Origin of the sequence: Streptomyces sp. NBC_00239 (genome assembly GCF_036194065.1) — a bacterium.
Classification (GTDB): Bacteria; Actinomycetota; Actinomycetes; order Streptomycetales; family Streptomycetaceae; genus Streptomyces.
Map to the genome: position 1 here is coordinate 988,110 of NZ_CP108095.1, position 17,947 is coordinate 1,006,056.

Sequence of the window (17,947 nt, forward strand, 5' to 3'; positions counted from 1 at the left end):
CACTCGGTACTTCAGGACACTCGGTACTTCAGGACCACGGCGTCGCGCGGCGCAAGGGCCACGGAGCCGTGCAGGCGGCGACCGGTCAGCAGGTCGGTCCCCGCGGCGGGGAGGGGGACGGTGGCCTCGGCGGCCCCGTGGTTGAGCAGGAACAGGAAGTCGCCGCGGCGGCAGGCCTCGACGCCTTCCGGCAGGACCGGTGCGGTGATGCCGGCGTCGCCGAGCACCTCGTCCAGGACCGGCGTCAGGTCGTCGGGGACGCAGCTCAGATAGGTCGCGGCACCGCGCCGGGTGACGGCCGGGCGGCCGTCCAGCGGGCCGCCGCGGTAGCGCGCCAGCACCTGCGCGTCGTCGACCTCCAGCCACTCGCTCCAGGTGCGGGCGACCAGCCGGGTGCCGTCGTGCGCCACGAGCTCCTGGGTGCGGCCGTCGGGGATCGGCCAGGGCTCCTCACTGCGCACGCCGAGCAGCGGGCGCAGCGGCCCGGGCGCACCGCCGTCGTGGACCTGGTCGGCGGCGTCCACGACCCCGCTGAAGGGGCCGACGACGAGCCGGCCGGTGAACGAGGCGAGGTTGGCGGCCTGTTCGGCCGTGCACAGGTAGAGGTTGGGGACGATGACGACCTTGTACGAGGACAGGTCGCGGCCGGGAGGTGCCAGGTCGACGTCGATGCCGCGGGCGTGCAGCGGGGCGTACCAGGACATCAGGAGCGCGTGCAGCCGGAGCCGGTTGGACGGCAGCGATTCGGGGGCTTCGAGCCCCCACCAGCTGTCCCAGTCCATGACGAGGGCCACCTCCGCCCGCGTGGTGGTCCCGGCGACCTCGGCCAGCCGCCGCACGTCGGCGCCCAGGGCGAGCGTCTCGCGCCACTGGCGGGTGTCGGTGCCGCCGTGCGGGAGCATCGCCGAGTGGAACTTCTCCGGGCCGTACCTGGCCTGGCGCCACTGGAAGAACATGACGCCGTCGGAGCCGTGGGCGAGGGCCTGCAGGCTGTGCAGGCGCATGACGCCCTGCTCCTTGGGGACGTTGACCTCGCGCCAGCTGACGGCGCCCGGCGCCGATTCCAGGAGGAGCCACGGCTGCCGTTTGAGGGAGCGCATCAGGTCGTAGCTGAGCGCGGCCTTCACGTGAGCGGCCGGGTCGGCGGGGTCGGGGTAGGCGTCGTCGCTGACGAAGTCCTCGGCGTCCGCCCACTTCCAGTAGTCGAGGTGGTGCAGGAGGCTCATGAAGTTGGTGGTGACCGGGACGTCCGGGGTGACGTCCTTGAGGACCGCGCGCTCGGCCTCGAAGCAGGCGAGCAGCGCGTCGCTGGAGAAGCGGCGCCAGTCCAGGACCTGTGCGGGGTTGACCGGGCCTGGGGCCTTGCGGGGCGGGCTGATCTGCGTCCAGGCGGTGTAGTGCTGGCCCCAGCAGGACGTGCCCCAGGCGGAGTTGAGACCGTCCAGGGTGCCGTAGCGGTCTTCCAGCCAGCGGCGGAAGTGCCGTGCGGACTCCTCGCAGAAGCATTCGACGGTGTGGTCGCCGTACTCGTTGCCGATGTGCCACATGGCCAGCGCGGGGTGGTTGCGGTAGCGCTCGGCCATGGCGCGGGCGAGCCGGACGGAGCCGTCCCGGAAGACCGGGGACGAGGGGCAGTAGCCCTGGCGGGACCCGAACTCCAGGCGCGTGCCGGCGGCGTCGACCGGCTGCACGTCGGGGTGCGCGCGGACGAGCCAGGGCGGCGGTGTCGCGGTCGCCGTCGCGAGGTCGGCGGCGATCCCGTGGGCGTGCAGGAGGTCGAGGATCCGGTCGAGCCAGCCGAAGTCGTGGACGCCCGGGGCGGGTTCGAGGCGGGACCAGGAGAAGACGGCGACGGTCACGATGTTCACGCCCGCCTCGGCCATCAGCCGGACGTCCTCGTCCCACACCGTCTCGGGCCACTGCTCGGGGTTGTAGTCGCCCCCGAACAACAGCCCGGGGACCCTGGTCAGGCCCATGCTCTGCTCCCCCTGCCGGTCGAGCGCATTTTGTATTCAGAATTCATAGTGCAGTACTTTGCATACGGTCAAGGGCTATGCTGAGAGTTCGAGAGATCAGGGGGTCCCGATGGCCATCAAGCGCCGTCCACTGCGCGAGGAGATTCGCGACGAGCTGATGGAACGGCTCACCCGTGGCGAGTTCCCCGCGGGCAGCGATGTCAACGAGGCTGTCCTGGCAGCCGAGTTGGGCGTCAGCCGGACGCCGCTGCGCGAGGCGCTGATCACGCTGGCGGGTGAGGGCGTGCTGGAGAGCAGTCAGGGCCGCGGCTTCCGCTTCGCACCGGTCAGCCGCAAGGAGTTCCGCGAACTGGTCGCCATCGTCGCGGCCTTGGAGGCGCTGGCGCTGGAGTCGTCCGACCCCGCGCACCTGCGCACGATCGCCCCGCAGCTGCTGGCGATGGCCCAGGGCTTCCCCGACGCGGTGGCCGAGCACGCGGTGGTCGACCGGCGCGACGACGAATGGCACGGCCTGCTGCTCAGCGGCTGCCCGAACGAGCGCCTGCTGGACCTGCTCACCGGCGTGAAGGCCGGGATGCGGCGCTACGAGAACCTGGTGGTAGCCGAGGACCAGCCGGTGGCCCGCGAGTCCGAGGAGCACTGCGAGATCGCCCGCAGGCTCCTGGACGAGGACCTGGCCGGCGCCATCGAGGCGCTCAGGGCGAACTGGGTGGGCGGCATGGAGCGCATGCTGGCCCACATCCCGGCGGACTAGTACTCCAGCCGTAGATCGTGATCTTCATGGCTGGGCGGCTGCTTGCCGTCGGTAGTGGCAGTCGCGGGCGCGGGCCTGGTGTCGGCGTCGCCAGTGTGACCCGCGGAGTCGGTGCGCGAGGTCGTGGGCCCGGCTGGTCAGGGTGGTGAACAGGCGTTGGATCTCGTTGCAGGTCAAGGGGATCAGGTCGTCGGGGGCGGGGTGGTCGCGGCGTTCGGCGGCTGCGGTGACGGCGAGGAAGGCGTGGGCGAGCATCGCGAGGGTGACCCAGCGGTGCCAGGAGGTCCAGCGGCGGACCTGGTGCTCGTCCAGCCCCGCCAGGCCCTTGCCGGCCTGGAAGGTCTCCTCCACCGTCCAGCGCCGTCCGGCCACCCGCACCAGGTCGGACAGCGGGACGGAGTGGGGTGAGAAGCAGCGGGCGAAGGCGAGTTCGCCGCTTCTCCGGTTGCGGCGGACCAGCAGCCACCAGTGCCCGGCCGGTCGGCGGGGCCGTGGATGTCGGCCTGGGCCCAGTCGTAGTACCGCTCGCCCTTGGCGCCCGCTCCGGCCGAGCGCCGCTGCCAGGCCCGTTTCGGGATCTTCGCCACGATGGCCTTGGCCGGGAACTTCCCTGCCACCGTGGTGACTTGGTGGGTGCTGGAGACTGCCAGGACGTAGCCGGTCCGGCGGTCTTCCAGCGCGGCCCGCAGGTGCGGGTTGTCGCCGTAGACCTCGTCGCCGGCGACCCAGCAGGCGGGCGTTCCCGCATCCAGGGCCCGGGTGATCATCCGAGCCGCCAGTACCGGCTTGGTCGTGAAGGTGAGGTCTTCGGGGATGCCGGCGGTCCGGCAACGGTCGAGGTCGTCGGTCCACGAGCGCGGGATGTACAGGGCCCGGTCGATCGCGGCATGCCCGCAGGCGGCGGAGTAGACGAGGTAGACGGCGACCTGGGAGTTCTCGATCCGGCCCGCCGTGCCGGTGTACTGGCGCTGGACGCCGACCGTGGCGGTGCCCTTCTTCAGGTCGCCGGTCTCGTCGACCACCAGCACGGCTTCGTCATCGGCCAGGTGCTCGACCACGTAGGCGCGTACGTCGTCGCGGACCGCGTCGGCGTCCCACTTCGCGCGGTGCAGCAGGTGCTGCATGCCGTCCGGGGTGGAGTCGCCCGCGTGCTCGGCCAGCGTCCAGCAGTTCTTCCTTGGCAGGTCCGCCAGCAGGCCCACCACCAACGCCGTTGCGTGGCGGCGTGGTTCGACCCGCGCGAACCGGCCCGCGATACGGCCCGTCAGCTGGTCGAACATCGACCGCCACCGGGCAGGCACTACGCTGTGACCTGCGGCCACCGCCTGATCTTCGTTGGTCGACACAACTCACGATGATCAACGGTGGCCGCAGCCGTCTCCGCACCGGCCCCGACCAGCAAGATCACGACCTATGGCTGGAGTACTAGTCGGCCTGCAGGACGAAGAACAGGAAGCACAGGAAGCGCGGCTTGGCCGCGATGGCCTCGGGGAACATCTCGCGGGCGGCGGGATCAGGCTCCGGCTCGCTGATGACCGTAATCCGGAAACCGGCCCCGATGAAAGCCTCGATCATCGCGTGCAGCGGCCTGTTCCACCTGCTCACCAGGGCGGTATGGCCGCCAATGGTCCACTCCACGGTCCATTTGGCGGTGTCGAAGTAGTTGTGCTCGGCCTCGCGACCGGCCTCGCGGTGTATGAGGTTGATGGCAAAGGGATGGTCGACAGATGCGATCAGCCGACCGCCGGGCCTGAGTACGCGTCGCAGCTCGGCCAGCGCCGGCCCCCAGTCCTCCAGATAGTGCAGCACCAGGGACGCCGTTACATCGTCGAATGTGTCATCAGCGTAAGGAAGCGGGCTGCCCAGGTCCGCCACCTGCAGGTCCGCACCGTCGCCGAGCCGCCGCCGAGCCAGCTCCAGCATCCCGGCACTCGTGTCGAAGCCACTCACAACGGCGCCACGGTCGCGCAGCGCGGCAAACAGGGCCCCCGAGCCGCAGCCGGCGTCGAGAATCCGTCGGCCGGCCACGTCTCCAGCGAGGGCCAGCATCGCGGGCCGCTCGTAGTAGGCATTGACCAGGTTGGTTTCGTTTGCGGCCGCGTACGCCTCGGCGAAGCTGTTGTAGTCGTTGGTCTTCGACGGTTCCGCACTCACTGCGGACGGCGAGACCAGCTTGGTGGAGATCGCGTGCTCTTGGCGCTCACTTGAGATCATGGTGCGGGAGACGTGTGCTGCACCAGTTCAGTTCCGGGCCGCTCCCGACGGCCCTCACATCCTTCGAGATCCAACGAGCCGTTCGTTCCCGAGTTCGTCCAGCACCGCCCGGTGCAGCCGACGCCACAGGCCGGCCTCGGTCCATACCGACCTGCACCGAGATCCAACGCCTGTTCACCACCCTGACCAGCCGGGCCCACGACCTCGCGCACCGACTCCGCTGGTCACACTGGCGACGCCGACACCAGGCCCGCGCCCGCGACTGCCACTACCGACGGCAAGCAACCGCCCAACCATGAAGATCACGATCTACGGCTGGAGTGCTAGGCCGGAAGAGACGAGACGGCTCGGTACGGCGACGGCCGCCGGCCGGGCACGCGGTGTCGGCCCGCCCTTGCGAGAGGGCGGGCCGACTGCTGCTGCGGGGTCAGAACTCGGTCGTGACCTTGACCTTGGCGAAGCCCTTCTTCGCGTACAGGCTGAGGTAGACGTAGCCGGGCTTGGGGTTCTTGACGGTGAGGGTCTCGGCGTTGCCGCTCTTGACCGAGCGCTTCGTGTACGCGCTCTTGGACGCCCACGTGGTCGGGTTGTAGTAGAGGTCCGCGTTGCCGGTGCCGCCCGAGACGGTGATCTTCAGGGCGGAGGTGCCGGCCGGGACCTTCAGGTAGAAGTAACGGTGGTCCCCGGTGGGGGCCTTGATGCTGCTGCGGTAGCAGTTCGCACCCATGACCTGGGGGTTCGGGTCCGTGCACTTCGCCAGCAGCACGCCGAACTTGGTCGTGATCTTGACGTTGGCGAAGCCCTCCACCGCGTGCAGGCTGATGAAGACGCGGCCCGACGGGTTCTTGACGGTCAGGGACTCGGTGTTGCCGCTCTTCACCGAGCGCTGCGTGTAGGCGCTGGTGGTGGCCCAGGTGGTGGGGTTGAAGTAGAGGTCGGCGTTGCCGGTGCCGCCCGCGACGGTGATCTTCAGGGCGGGGGTGCCGGCCGGGACGTCCAGGTAGAAGTAGCCGTAGTTCCCGGTGGTGGCGGCGACGTTGGAGCGGTAGCAGTTGTCACCGAGGACGCGGACGTCCGGGTGGGTGCACTCGGTGGCCGGGCCGGTGGCGGCGACGGTGACCGACTTGCCGGCGGTCGCGGTGGCGCCCTTGTTGTCCGTGACGGTCAGGCGGACGGTGTAGGTGCCGGCAGCCTTGTAGGTCTTGGACGGGTTGGCGGCGGTCGAGGTGCTGCCGTCGCCGAAGTCCCAGGCGCGGGAGGCGATGGTGCCGTCCGCGTCGGTGGAGGTGTCGGTGAGGTTGACGGTCAGGCCGTTCACCGCGGCGTTGAAGCCGGCCACCGGGGGCTTGTTGGTCGGCGGGTTGGTGCCGCCACCGCAGTCGCCGGCGGCGCACTTGGCGAGCCAGGCGGCGAAGTCGGCGTCGTAGCGGGTGCCGATGGTGGAGGTGAGCAGGGTGCGGGCGGCGGCCCAGTTGCCCGTGCGGTAGTGGCCGAGCAGGGTGGTGACGTCCTGCGGGTGCGACTGGATCATGTAGCGCACGGCGAGGTAGCCCCACCGGTAGACCCGGTCGGCGTCGGAGTTGTCGTAGGTGGTGTCGAACAGCGTGCTGAGCTTGTACGTGTTCTTGGCCGCCTCGGCGATGGCGCGGTCGTTGACGACGTTGAGGTAGTGGTACGAGACGTACTCGGCGGAGCCCTCGACCCACATCACGGTCGGGGTCTTCATGCCCTCGTTGAAGTCGCCGAGCATGTTGTAGCGGCCGTCGAGGTAGTGGGTGTACTCGTGGTTGAGGTTCCAGATCTGGAACGTCGGCCGGACCCACTCCGCCTCGTACGCGATGAAGCGCGGCAGGTTCCCGGCCGCGGCCGGGTTGCCCTCCAGGTACATGCCACCGTTGTCGGTGCTCATGTCGAAGATGATGCCGGCGTACGTCTTGTAGTCGGCGCTGGAGTCGAACACCACCATTTCGAGGGTGGTGTTGTTGTCATTGGCGACCGGGCCGCTGTCCTTCATCACGTTGTGGAAGAAGGCGTCCTGGTTGGCGACGCTGGTGCACGTGGCGGTCAGGTCGGCGGCCGCGATCTGCTGGGCGACGATCCGCAGCGAGGGGCTGCACGTGTGCTTGACCGTCAGCACCGCGTCCTTCACCCGCTGCGGCAGGTTGCAGGTGTTGTAGTAGGCGCAGTTGTCCGCGTCGTACTCGGTGGTCATCTCGGCCAGCGGGACCCAGAGCTGACCGCTGGCGCCGGTGATCGAGCCGCCGTCGAGGAGCTGCTTGACCAGCGGGCGGACGGTGGGCTTGACCGCCGCGTGCTGGAGGAAGCGGCCGAGCTCGCGGCCGGCGTTGGCGGCGAGGTAGGACTTCGAGGTGCCGAGCAGGTCCTTGTGGGCGACGGCGAAGTCGCGCAGCACGGTGAAGAGGCTCGGGTCGGCCTGCACGGCCGGGAGGAACTCCGGGGTCTGGTGGCCGCGGAACAGGATGGTGTAGCTGTTGTTGACGGCGGCGACCATCGACCACGAGGCGTCGTAGGACGAGTTGTAGCCGGTCAGCAGCCGCTTGACGACGTCGAGGTAGCGGGCGTTCTCCTGCGCGCTGTCGACCAGGATGACCGCCTCGGCCAGGGTCGCACCGTTGGCCTCGGTGACGTCGCGGGAGCGCGGCGCGGAGTGGAAGGCGTCCAGGGCGCCGCGGATCGAGCTCTTCAGCGCCGGGCCGTACTCACCGACGGTGGGCTTGTTGTACCACTGGACGAAGTAGCCGGCGCGCAGGAACAGCACCAGCTGGCCGGTCGAGGTGCTGTTGTCACCGGGGTAGCTGAGGGAGTTGGCGCGCATCGCGTCGGCGACCGACACCATCTGCGCCTCGCGGAAGGCGGCCTTCGCGTCGGCGCCCTTCAGCAGGAACAGCGAGTTGATGCAGCCGATCTCGGACGCCTTGATCTGCTGGACGAGCGCGCTGCCGGTCTTCGAGGTGAAGTCCGCGACGTTGCAGGCGGCCGCGTCGAAGGACGCGCCGGCCCACGATCCCTTGGCGTCCTTGCGGTGTTCGGTGCGCGCCGCGTCCTTGGCGGCGGACCGGAGGGGGGCGCGCTGCGAAAGGTCCGCGTCCGGCCGGGCGGCGTGCTCGGCCTTCAGGGCGTCGGCGGCGGCCATCTCCGCCGAGGGCTGCGGAGCGAGGCCGGAGTTCCGGAACGGGGCCGGGGCGGGGGCGGGGGCCGTCGCCTCGCGCGCGAAGGCCTGCCCGGCGGGGGCGAGCATCGTCACGCCCAGACAACAGGCCAGGGCTGCTATGAGGGGCCGGACGCGGCCCTTGGTCGTGGGGGAACTACGCATGGGGATGGGCCTCCGAGCGGCCTGCGGGCCGTGTTGGGAACACGGCGGGTGTGGGGTAACGGCACGCGACGGCGACGGGAATTGGCGCAAACCCGGCGCTGTCGTGAGCACGGCAATCAGTGTGCGATGTAACATGGCACACATCACATGGTGCTGAAAAGGGTCTGGGTTGGCTCTTTTCGATACCGCGACGGCGGACCGGGGCCCGGCGCCGTTCACCGCCCGGTCGTGGCGCGTTAACGGACCACGCCGTTCCGGCCGGCGCGATCCGGGCCGAAGGGCATACGGAAGCCCCGCCTCCGGAGCGGGGCGGGGCGGTCTGCTTACCTGCGCGGCGCGCGAAATCCCTGGTCAGCGCCGCACAGTCGGGCCGGGAACGGTCTCAGGAACGCGCGCCCGAGCACACGCGGCCGCGCGGCGAGGCGGAACTCCCGGGAGCCCCGGGGCTCGTGAGGCCGCGGATGACGAACGTGACGCCGTCCTCGATGGCCGCTTCTCGCTCCTCCTCGGAAAGATCGGCGCGCGGCCCGAGCAGGAGGAGGGACAGGCCGTGCACGCCGGCCCAGGCGTTGAGGGCCGCCGATTCGACGGGCTCGGCGAGGTACCCGGCGGCGGCGACCGCGGCGAGCGATTCCTCCAGGATCCGGAACGGACCCCGCCGGGGGGCCGCGGCGGCGCCGGTCCCGGCCGAAGCGGCCGCACGGGACGAACCGGGCGCGCCGGACACCCCGGCCGCTTCGTGGCCGCCGGCACCCGAAGCAGCGGCGGTCGGCGTACCGGCACCCGACGCGCCGGCCCCCGCACCGCTCTGTCCGGCCGGGAACGACGTCGCGAACAACCCCGGATTGGCCAGCGCGTAGCGGATGTACGCCTCCCCCACGGCGTGCAGCCGGTTCACGGCATCGGCGCCGCCGGCCCCGGTGGCCCCGCACCGGCCCGATTCGGCGTCCATGGCATCGGCGAGGACGCCCCGGGCCTGCCGCGCCACCTCCCCCACCAGGTCGGGGAGCGAGGCGAAGTGGCGGTAGGCGGCGTTCGGCGAGACGCCGACCCGGCGGGCCGCCTCGCGCAGGACGATGGCCGACGGGCCGCCTTCACGGGCCAGTTCGACTCCGGCCTCCACCAGGGCCGCCCGGAGGTTTCCGTGGTGGTAGGTCTCCCGGTCGGCAGTGGTCTCTGGAGTCATGCCCTCGTGTATACGGCGTGAACACGCCGCTCACAAGCCGCAGTCGGCGGCTGGAACTCCCTCCCACGGGGTACGTCCGGGACGGATTCCCTTACCCCACAGGGGTGTTGACGCTGTCCACACGCGGTCATAAGTTCACAGCGTCCACATCGCGGGCCGCGGCTCCCACGACGACGCCCGCCTTCCTCGACAGGTCGGGATCTCCCATGCGCAGCAAGACACTCGTCCGCCCGCCCGCACCCCGCACCACACCGAAACCGGCCGCCGGAGGCCGGGTCAGCTGGACCGTCGTCCTCCTGTCGTCGCTCGCGATCGTCGGAGTCACCCTCGCCACCTACGCGCAGGGCCGTCTGCCCATCGACAGCTCGGGAGGCGGGCTGTCCTCCACGTACGCCGACCGCCCCCTGGCCGTCCAGATCGTCTTCTACGTCCACGTCGTGACGGGCTCGCTGGCCCTGCTGCTGGGGCCGTTCCAGTTCTCCACGGCGCTGCGCCGCAGGTCCCTCGCCACCCACCGGTGGGTCGGACGCCTGTACGTCACCGCCATCGCCGTCGCGTCCACGGCCGCCTTCGTCATGGCGTTCTTCAGCTCCATCGCCTTCAACGGCTTCTTCGGCTTCGGAAGCCTCGCCCTGCTGTGGGCGTGGACCACGTGGCGGGGATACCGCGCCGTCCGCGAAGGCGACCTCGACAGCCACCGCGCGTGGATGATCCGCAGCTTCGCCCTCACCTACGCCGCGGTCACGCTCCGCACCTGGCTCGGCGTCCTCATCGCCCTCCAACTCCTCGCCTCCGGCGGGGACCTCGACGGCGAACAGGCCTACGACACCGCCTACGGCGTCCTGCCCTTCCTGTGCTGGCTGCCCAACATCGTCGTGGCGGAGTTCCTCGTCCGCCGCCGCGGCCTGCCCTCGTACCGGCTCTGTCCCGCACCCGCCACGGACCCCACCCCGGACCCCCACCGGACCACCACCTGATCCCCGCCCGGGGCGCGGCTACCCTGTCCGTCATGATCACTTCAAAGGACCGGGATCCGGACGACACCGGGGTGGCGATCGCCGCGGCGCAGGCCGGAGCGGACGTGGTGCGCGCCCTGTACGGGCGGCGGCTCGCCCGCATCGACAAGGGCGCCGGGGACTTCGCCACCGAGGCCGACCTCGCGGCCGAGCGGGCGATCCTGGACGTCATCCGCACCGCCCGGCCCGGCGACGCGGTGCTCGGCGAGGAAGGCGGGCACCAGGGCCGCGCCGGCGCCGTGCGCCAGTGGCTGGTCGACCCGCTGTGCGGCACCCTCAACTACGGCGTCGGCAACATGCTGGTGGCCGTCAACGTGGCGATCCCGGGCGGCGCGGCGGCCGTCGCCGACCCGTTCAGCGGCGAGGTCTTCTTCACCGACGGCACGACCGCACGGGTGCGGTACGACGGGTCGGACGAGCCCCTCGCGCCCACCTCAGCCACCCGGCTGGTCGACGTCAACCTCGACCCGCCGTTCCCCAGCGCCCCCGGCTTCCGCGCGGTGGAACTGCTGGCCCACCCCGGTTTCGCCGAAGGGTTCCGGCCGCGCGTCGTGTCCACGACCCTCGCCCTGGCGTGGGTGGCCGCCGGCAAGCGCGCCGCGTACGTCACCGACGGCGGCGACCTGTCCGGCAGCGTGCACTTCGCCGCCGGCATAGCCCTGTGCCGGGCGGCGGGCTGCGTGGTCACCGGAATCGACGGCGCGCCCCTCGGGGACGCCGGCCGCGGCCTCGTCGCCGCCGCCGACGCCGACTCGCACGCACGGCTGATGTCGCTGATCGGCAACCGGACCCGGACCCCGGCGACCACCGTGTGACACCGTGGACCGGTGCCGCGCGGTGGCCGAAGTGCCGTCACACCAGCACGCGTTCGAGATACGCGTCCGAGAAGAACTCCGCCGGGGACGTGACGCCCGCCGTCATCCTGGCGAAGCCGTCCATGGCCGGGCGGCTGTGCGAGACGGCGGCGAGCAGCCGGGCCAGTTCCGGTGGCGGCGGGTCCAACGCGGCGAGCTGGGCGGTGAATTCGTACATCGGCAGGACCTGCGCGTCCCGTGTCTCCTGGTACTCCTTCATGGCCGTGTCGAAGGTGCGCCGGCCGGTGAAGGTCTCGTCGAGCGCCCGGGCGCACAGTTCCGCGTCGCGGAAGGCGTCCTGGATGCCCTGGGCGGTGATGAAGTCCTTCAGGTAGCCGGCGTCGCCGACCAGGGCCCAGCCGGGCCCGTACGGTCTGCGGAGGTGGCCCGGGACCGCCATGCCCACGAGGCGTTCCCCGCGCGTGGCCGAGGCGATCCGTTCGGCGAACGCCGGCACCAGGGCCAGGGTGGCGAGGTAACCGCCTTCCACGTCGGCCCGGTTGGCCTTGAAGTCGCGCATCGGCAGGCCGCAGATGACCACCGTCCGGTCGTCGTTGGTGGGCCACGCGGCGAACGCGCGGTCGGGCCGTACGTACGTCTCGAAGCGGCCGTGCATGGGCAGCCCCGTCCAGTAGGCGTAGTAGCTGCACTGGAGCTTGGGCTTCGTCGCGTACTCGGGCGCGCCGGCGGTCCGGGCGACGAGGGAGTGGATCCCGTCGGCGCCGACGACGACCCGGGCGTACTCCGTCACGCTGTCGCCGCCGGGGCCGTGGCCCCTGATGCCCGTCACGCTGTCGCCCTCGATCACCAGCTCCTCGACGGTGAAGCCCTCGCGGACCTCCGCTCCGGCCTCCCGGGCCGCGTCCACGAGGATCGCGTCCAGGACCGTACGCCGCGGGGCGTACGCGGCCCGGAACCCGTCGCCGGCCGGCGATCCCTCGATGGTGAACGGCCCGAAGTCGAAGGCGTACGTGTCGATGGGCGGGCAGCCGCTCGCCACCACCCGGTCCAGGAGCCCCCAGCGGTCCAGGGCCGCCAGGCCGGGCGGGTGGACCAGATGGGTGGAGACCGTGTCGCTGGGGAATTCCGCCCGGTCGACCGCGAGCACCCGGTAGCCGCGCCGGGCCAGGAGCATCGCGGTCGGCGCGCCCGCGCACCGCGCCCCGATCACGAGGGCGTCGTAGGTGTGGTTCGTCATGACGCCGCCTGCCTCTCCGTCCGACGGGCCCGGCGGTCGGGCCCGCCAATGGGTCCGTACGGTGAAAACGGTAGGCGGCGGGCCCCGCGCACCGCGTCCGCAGAACGTCCACTCCCGGGCATGGGTCATTCTTCCCGGGGGGTCCGGGGGCGGGGCGCGGGTGGTCCGCGGGGCCGGCGCGGTCCGGGGCGCGGCGGGCCCGCGGCACGCCCGGGTGTCAGACGAGGCCGTGCCGGTGGGCGTACGCCGTGGCCGCCGTACGCGACGGGACGCCGAGTTTGGTGAAGATGTTGCCGAGGTGACGGGCGACCGTCTTCTCGCTGAGGAAGAGGGCGTCCGCCACGTCCCGGTTCGACTTGCCCACCGCCACGTGGCGCAGCACCTCCAGCTCGCGGGGAGTGAGCAGCCCCGCCGCCCGGGCCGTGGCCGTGTGGACGAGTTCCTCGGCGCGCGTCAGGTCCGGGCCCGCGCCCAGCTCGCGGAAGGTCGCCTCGGCGGCCTCGGTCTCCAGCCGCGCGGTGACCTCGTCGCCGGTCTCCCGGCACGCCAGGCCGACGAGCAGGCGGGTCCGGGCCGCTTCGTACGGCGCGTCGAGGTCCCGGAAGGCCGCCACCGCGGGGCCGAGCAGCGCCTGGGCTCCGCGCGCGTCACCGGTCGCCAGCAGGACCGCGCCCATGGCCCGTCCGCTCAGCGCGTTCAGCAGGGCCGAGTCCAGGGCCTCGGCGGCCGCCGCCAGTTCCTCCGCGGCCGTGCGGGCGTCCTCGGGCCGGTCCGCGGCCAGCATGATCTCCACGTACGCCGGCAGGATCCGGCAGCGCAGAGTGCGGTCGCCGGCCGCGTCGAGCGCGGTGCGGATCGCGCGTTCGGCGGCCGGCGCGTCCCCGGTCGCGAGCAGCTTCAGCGCGACCCCGGGCTGTGCGGGGTGGCCGAGCCTGCTGGCCTCGCGGTAGGCGCGCTCGGCCTCCTCGTACTCCCCGCGCATCCGGTGCAGCTCGCCGCGCTGGTAATGGACGGCGTCGGCGGACTGCGCGGCCGGTGTCGCCGCCATCCACCGGCAGGCCCGGTCCGCCTCCTCGAGGGCGTCCGTCCAGTCCCCGTGCAGGCGCATGATCTCGACGCGGTGGGCGAGGCAGACGCCCCGGTACGGGACCAGTTCCTGCTGCGCCGCGCACCAGCGGGACAGCTCGGCCGTCCACTCCCGGGCCCGCCGCAGGTCGAAGGCCTCGTGGCAGGCCGCGATCACGGCGCAGTAGGCCAGCCCGGACACGATGGGCGACACCTCGCCGGCCGTGACCGCGACCATGGCCTCGTCGAGGAGCCGGATGCCGTCCGCCGTCCGGCCGAGCCGGATCAGGCTCTCGCCGATGGACACCAGGGAGAAGTTCATGAGGTCCGGATCCCCGAACCGGGTCGCGCAGGCCAGCGCCTCCTCGGACACGGCCTCGGCGCCCGCCATGTCCCCCACCAGGTAGCTCTGGAGCCCGCCCAGCGCGAGGAGGTACCCCTCTTCGACGCAGTCGGGCGGCCCGGTGCCGAGCAGCCGCCGCGCCCGGGCCGTCCAGCCGGCGCTGCGGGACCGCTCGCCGCGCAGCAGCAGGTCCAGTCCCAGCCAGAACGCGCAGCGGACGGCCCGGGGCACCTCGCCCCGGGTCAGCCACGCGTGGTGGGCGCGGGTCCACAGGTCCTCGCTCTCGGGGCCCCTCCCGGTCAGGTGTGCGGCGAGCGCGAGCCGTTCCAGGTCGTCGGCGTCGAGGGGCCGCTGCCGGTCGGCCTCCGACAGGATCGCGAACACCTCGCCCCAGGCGTGCCGCGACCACGCCTCGCCGGCGGACTGCGGCTCTGTGGCTGGCTCCATACACCGAGTCTCCCAGCCCGCCCGCCGGCCGCACGTCGCGCCGGGGTGCGCGCCGGATGCGCCCGGGTGTGCCGGTGTGCGCCCTTGGGGCGCCGGTGGGCGCTGCCTAGTGTGGTGGCCGGGGAGGTTTGCCGGGTCGCGGCGTCCGGTGCGGTGCATCGCAAGGCGGAGGACCGCGGCTGCGGCCACCGCGCCCACCGGCCCGGCCGGCCCGCCCGCCCACCGTCCGTACATGACAGCCAGGAGAAGACCGTGGCAACCGAAGCCGCCCCCGGAACCGGCGGCCGGCGGCCTGTTCCCGAGCTGGAGCCCGCCGTCGTGGAGCGGTGGCGGGCCGAGGACGGGGAGCCGGCCGCGCTGATGGCCGTGGCGCGCGAACGGCTCGGCGGGATCGCCGCGTTCCGTCTCGGGCCGCGGCCCACGGTCCTGGTCACCGACCCGCATGCCGTCCAGCACGTGCTGGCCCTGCACCCCGACCGGTACGTCAAGCGCTCGCACCGCGCCCGGCTGCTGATCGGCGACGGGGTCCTCGCCGCGACCGGGGAGGAGTGGAAGCGGCAACGGCGGCTGCTGCAGTCCCAGTTCACCGGGGTCGGGATGCGGCGCTACGAGCAGCGCATCGCGGCGGCCGCCCGCACCACCGCCGCGCGCTGGGCCGCGTACGCCCGTACCGGAGAGGTCTTCGACCTCGGCCGGGAGATGCGGCGCTTCGCCCTCGACACCATCTGGCGCTCCCTCACCGGACACGCCCTCGACGACGCCACCGAACGCGAACTGACGGCCGTGGAACGGGTGGTGGCCGCGCTGCCGACGCTGCCCGCCGACGCCGTCGACGCGCAGGCGGCCGTCGCGGCCGACCTCGCCCGGATCGACGCGGTCGCCCGGCACGCCGTCGAGGCGGTCCGCACCGGCGGCGCCGGCCCGGCCGGACCGGGCCTGCTGCACGTCCTGATCGGCGCCTCCGCGGAACGCGCCGAGTACACCGACCGGCTGATCCGCGACGAGCTGGTCACGCTGCTGGTGGCCGGCCACGAGACCACCGCCACCACCCTGACCTGGCTCTACCTATTGCTCGACCATGCGCCCGCGGCCCGCGAACAGGCGCTGGCCGCCGGGCCCGAGGGCTCCGCGCGGCGCACCGAGGCCGTGCAGGCCCTGGTCCACGAGACCCTGCGGCTCTACCCGTCCGCGTGGATCCTGCCGCGGCACGCCGTCGAGGACGACACCCTGGGCGGCTTCGCCGTCGACGCCGGCACGGACATCGTCGTCTCGCCGTACCTGGTGCACCGCGACCCGGCGCTGTGGCCGGATCCCGAGCGTTTCGACCCGGCGCGGTTCACCACCCCGGGCGGCCGCCCCTCCCACCCCGGCGGGTTCCTGCCCTTCGGCATCGGGCCGCGCGCCTGCCTGGGCCTGCGGTTCGCGCTGCGCGAGTCGGCCGTCCTCCTGGAACACCTGCTGCCGGCCCACACGGTGGCGTTCCGCTCCCGGCCCGCGAAGGTCGCGTACAGCATCACGATCCGGCCCGACGGCCCCACGCCCGTCACGCTCACCCCCGCGCGCTGACGGGTCGCGCGCCGGAAGCACACCTCGCCGTGCAGCCTTAAAGGACTGTTCATACTCCTGTGACCTGCGGGTTCACAAACGGGCCGGGTGCGCCACCCGCATGCTGTACACATAGAGGTCTGGACCAATTAGGTCACGCCAATCCCGTGTCTCAATCGGGACGTTGGGCCCCACTTGGCTAAATGGTCTATACCTGTGCCGCTACAGTGGGCCACCTGAAAAGGGCAGATGCACAGCCGTGGGGGGCTTTATGACCTTTCATCATCTTCCGCAACCTCCTTCCGACGAAGAGCTCTACTGGTACTTCGGCCCGCAGCGCCGCTGGGTCCTCATCAGCAGCTCGCTCGCCTTCGTGTTCACGGCGGCGACCATGTTCACCTTCGCGCTGCGGACCCCGGCCCTGTGGGCCTTCCTCGCCGTCCTCGCCATCAACGTCGTGGCGCTGGCCCTCTCCTCCGTCAACAGCCTGCGCCAGCGCCGGCTGACCCGGCAGTCGCACGAGGTGCTCTTCCACGCCTGGCGGCCCGCCGAACTGCCCACGGTCGACCTGTACCTGCCGACCTGCGGCGAACCGCTTCCCGTCCTGGACAACGCCTACCGCGCGGTCGCGGCCGTCGACTGGCCCGACGCGCTGACCGTCTGGGTCCTCGACGACGCCGACCGGCCCGAAGTCGCCGCGCTGGCCGCCGCGTACGGCTACACGTACGTCGTGCGCCCCGACCCCGGCCACCTCAAGAAGGCCGGCAACCTCAACCACGCGCTCACCCTCAGCAGCGCCGAGTACATCGCCATCCTGGACGCGGACTTCGCGCCCCGCCCCGACTTCCTGCGCCATCTCGTCCCGTACCTCGCCGACCCCGCCGTCGGCATCGTGCAGAGCCCGCAGTGCTTCGACACCGACGAGGGCATGGCGTGGATCCAGCGCGCCGCCGGCTCGGCCCAGGAGTGGTTCTTCCGCTGGATCCAGCCCTCCCGGGACGCCAGCAACGCCGCCATCTGCTGCGGCAGCAACGCCGTGTACCGGCGCAGCGCCATCGACCTCGCCGGCGGCTTCGCCCGGCTCGACCACAGCGAGGACCTGTACACCGGACTGGCCCTCCACGCCGAGGGGTTCCACACCCTCTACCTGCCGGTCCTGGTCGCCAAGGGCACCTCGCCCGACGAGGTCACCTCCTTCGTCAACCAGCAGTACCGGTGGGCGATGGGCAACCTGCACCTCCTCGGCACCCCCGTGCTCCAGCGCATGAAGGCGCCCTGGCGGATGCGGCTGTGCTTCTACGAAGGCGTCGTCGGCTACCTCACCACGGCGGTGAACACCTTCGCGGCGCCCCTGCCCCCGCTGGTGATGATGTTCTGGTACCCGGACCACATCAGGCCCTGGCACGTGCTCCCGCTGCTCGCCCCGCTGTGGCTCTGGCACGTCCTGCTGCCACGGATCAGCCGGACCCGCTGGCGGATCGAGGTGATCCGCGCGAACGTCCTGACCAGCGTGGCCGCCGCGACGGCGTTCCTGCACACCCTGCGCGGCCGCAGCGCCGCCTGGGTGCCCACCGGCGCCCGGCAGCAGGCCGCCCGCGGCGGGATGGCCCGCCGGGTGGTGGCGGTGTCCCTGGTCTGGCTGCTCCTCTCCAACGGCGCGGCCGCCGCCGGCCTCGCGCTCGCCGTGGCCCGCAACGGCTGGGAGCCCAATTGGGGGCTGCTCCTCTACCTCCTCGTGCAGTGCCAGATCAACGTCCCCCTGATCCGGGACCTCGCGGCCGAACTCCGCCCGCACCGGACACGGACCCCGGTCGCGGAGCGCGCGCCCGCCCCGGACCGGGGCCTGCGACCGGCCGCCGCCCGCACGAGCACCCGGGTACGACTCGCCCTGCTCCCCCGTACCGGCATGCGGCCCCGCCGCTGGCCCGAGACCCTCGCCGCCTCCGCGGTCCTCCTGCTCACCGGCCTGGTGGCATCCGGGTGGGTCAACCCGATGCTCCCCTGGCTGAGTTGAA

At 72.2% G+C, this 17,947-nt stretch carries 11 protein-coding genes and 2 pseudogenes; 6 read left to right on the plus strand and 7 right to left on the minus strand.

Annotation, left to right across the window (positions count from 1 at the left end):
* Positions 1 to 11: 11 nt before the first annotated feature.
* Entirely contained in the window at positions 12 to 1,976 is a 1,965-nt protein-coding gene (locus OG764_RS04445) for a beta-galactosidase (protein ID WP_328967056.1), read from the minus strand.
* A gap of 109 nt (positions 1,977 to 2,085) precedes the next feature.
* Between OG764_RS04445 and OG764_RS04450 the strand changes: the two genes are divergently transcribed.
* Positions 2,086 to 2,730: a GntR family transcriptional regulator gene (locus OG764_RS04450; protein WP_328967057.1), complete on the plus strand. Its 645-nt coding sequence runs from the start codon at positions 2,086 to 2,088 to the stop codon at positions 2,728 to 2,730.
* 24 nt (positions 2,731 to 2,754) lie between these two features.
* Here the strand turns inward: OG764_RS04450 and OG764_RS04455 are convergent.
* Together OG764_RS04455 and OG764_RS04460 are read right to left on the minus strand one after the other, a co-directional pair.
* A pseudogene (locus OG764_RS04455) lies at positions 2,755 to 4,010 on the minus strand (IS701 family transposase).
* 145 nt (positions 4,011 to 4,155) lie between these two features.
* Complete coding sequence (locus tag OG764_RS04460; RefSeq protein WP_328967058.1) at positions 4,156 to 4,944, minus strand: class I SAM-dependent methyltransferase; 789 nt, start codon at positions 4,942 to 4,944, stop codon at positions 4,156 to 4,158.
* Positions 4,945 to 5,093: 149 nt separating this feature from the next.
* Here OG764_RS04460 and OG764_RS04465 point away from each other — a divergent pair.
* Positions 5,094 to 5,243 (plus strand): annotated as a pseudogene (locus tag OG764_RS04465) (IS701 family transposase); the annotation flags it as partial.
* A gap of 128 nt (positions 5,244 to 5,371) precedes the next feature.
* Here OG764_RS04465 and OG764_RS04470 read toward each other — a convergent pair.
* Together OG764_RS04470 and OG764_RS04475 are read right to left on the minus strand one after the other, a co-directional pair.
* On the minus strand, positions 5,372 to 8,203 hold the full coding sequence (locus OG764_RS04470) for a collagenase (protein ID WP_328972876.1): 2,832 nt from the start codon (positions 8,201 to 8,203) through the stop codon (positions 5,372 to 5,374).
* Positions 8,204 to 8,660: 457 nt separating this feature from the next.
* Positions 8,661 to 9,464: a TetR/AcrR family transcriptional regulator gene (locus tag OG764_RS04475; protein ID WP_328967059.1), complete on the minus strand. Its 804-nt coding sequence runs from the start codon at positions 9,462 to 9,464 to the stop codon at positions 8,661 to 8,663.
* Between the two features lie 206 nt (positions 9,465 to 9,670).
* Between OG764_RS04475 and OG764_RS04480 the strand changes: the two genes are divergently transcribed.
* Positions 9,671 to 10,441, plus strand: coding sequence for a DUF2306 domain-containing protein (locus OG764_RS04480; RefSeq protein WP_328967060.1), 771 nt, complete (start codon positions 9,671 to 9,673; stop codon positions 10,439 to 10,441).
* A gap of 32 nt (positions 10,442 to 10,473) precedes the next feature.
* Positions 10,474 to 11,295 carry an inositol monophosphatase family protein gene (locus OG764_RS04485; protein WP_328967061.1) on the plus strand — a complete coding sequence of 274 codons (822 nt, stop codon included), beginning with the start codon at positions 10,474 to 10,476 and terminating at the stop codon, positions 11,293 to 11,295.
* A gap of 37 nt (positions 11,296 to 11,332) precedes the next feature.
* On the opposite strand, the gene OG764_RS04490 is transcribed toward OG764_RS04485, so the two are convergent.
* Positions 11,333 to 12,532 (minus strand): NAD(P)/FAD-dependent oxidoreductase, encoded by a 1,200-nt coding sequence (locus OG764_RS04490; RefSeq protein ID WP_328967062.1) that lies wholly within the window; start codon positions 12,530 to 12,532, stop codon positions 11,333 to 11,335.
* A 217-nt stretch (positions 12,533 to 12,749) separates the two neighbouring features.
* Positions 12,750 to 14,387 (minus strand): LuxR C-terminal-related transcriptional regulator, encoded by a 1,638-nt coding sequence (locus tag OG764_RS04495; protein ID WP_328967063.1) that lies wholly within the window; start codon positions 14,385 to 14,387, stop codon positions 12,750 to 12,752.
* A gap of 252 nt (positions 14,388 to 14,639) precedes the next feature.
* Between OG764_RS04495 and OG764_RS04500 the strand changes: the two genes are divergently transcribed.
* Together OG764_RS04500 and OG764_RS04505 are read left to right on the plus strand one after the other, a co-directional pair.
* Positions 14,640 to 15,953, plus strand: coding sequence for a cytochrome P450 (locus tag OG764_RS04500; RefSeq protein ID WP_328967064.1), 1,314 nt, complete (start codon positions 14,640 to 14,642; stop codon positions 15,951 to 15,953).
* Between the two features lie 250 nt (positions 15,954 to 16,203).
* A complete protein-coding gene (locus OG764_RS04505; protein WP_328967065.1) occupies positions 16,204 to 17,946 on the plus strand; it encodes a glycosyltransferase family 2 protein in 1,743 nt (580 codons plus the stop codon).
* Position 17,947: the final 1 nt, after the last annotated feature.

Excerpts from the sequence above, each read along its gene's own strand:
- OG764_RS04445 (WP_328967056.1), bottom strand. The coding sequence starts at position 1,976 with ATGGGCCTGACCAGGGTCCCCGGGCTGTTGTTCGGGGGCGACTACAAC.
- OG764_RS04450 (WP_328967057.1), top strand. The coding sequence starts at position 2,086 with ATGGCCATCAAGCGCCGTCCACTGCGCGAGGAGATTCGCGACGAGCTG.
- OG764_RS04460 (WP_328967058.1), bottom strand. The coding sequence starts at position 4,944 with ATGATCTCAAGTGAGCGCCAAGAGCACGCGATCTCCACCAAGCTGGTC.
- OG764_RS04470 (WP_328972876.1), bottom strand. The coding sequence starts at position 8,203 with ATGCTCGCCCCCGCCGGGCAGGCCTTCGCGCGCGAGGCGACGGCCCCC.
- OG764_RS04475 (WP_328967059.1), bottom strand. The coding sequence starts at position 9,464 with ATGACTCCAGAGACCACTGCCGACCGGGAGACCTACCACCACGGAAAC.
- OG764_RS04480 (WP_328967060.1), top strand. The coding sequence starts at position 9,671 with ATGCGCAGCAAGACACTCGTCCGCCCGCCCGCACCCCGCACCACACCG.
- OG764_RS04485 (WP_328967061.1), top strand. The coding sequence starts at position 10,474 with ATGATCACTTCAAAGGACCGGGATCCGGACGACACCGGGGTGGCGATC.
- OG764_RS04490 (WP_328967062.1), bottom strand. The coding sequence starts at position 12,532 with ATGACGAACCACACCTACGACGCCCTCGTGATCGGGGCGCGGTGCGCG.
- OG764_RS04495 (WP_328967063.1), bottom strand. The coding sequence starts at position 14,387 with ATGGAGCCAGCCACAGAGCCGCAGTCCGCCGGCGAGGCGTGGTCGCGG.
- OG764_RS04505 (WP_328967065.1), top strand. The coding sequence starts at position 16,204 with ATGACCTTTCATCATCTTCCGCAACCTCCTTCCGACGAAGAGCTCTAC.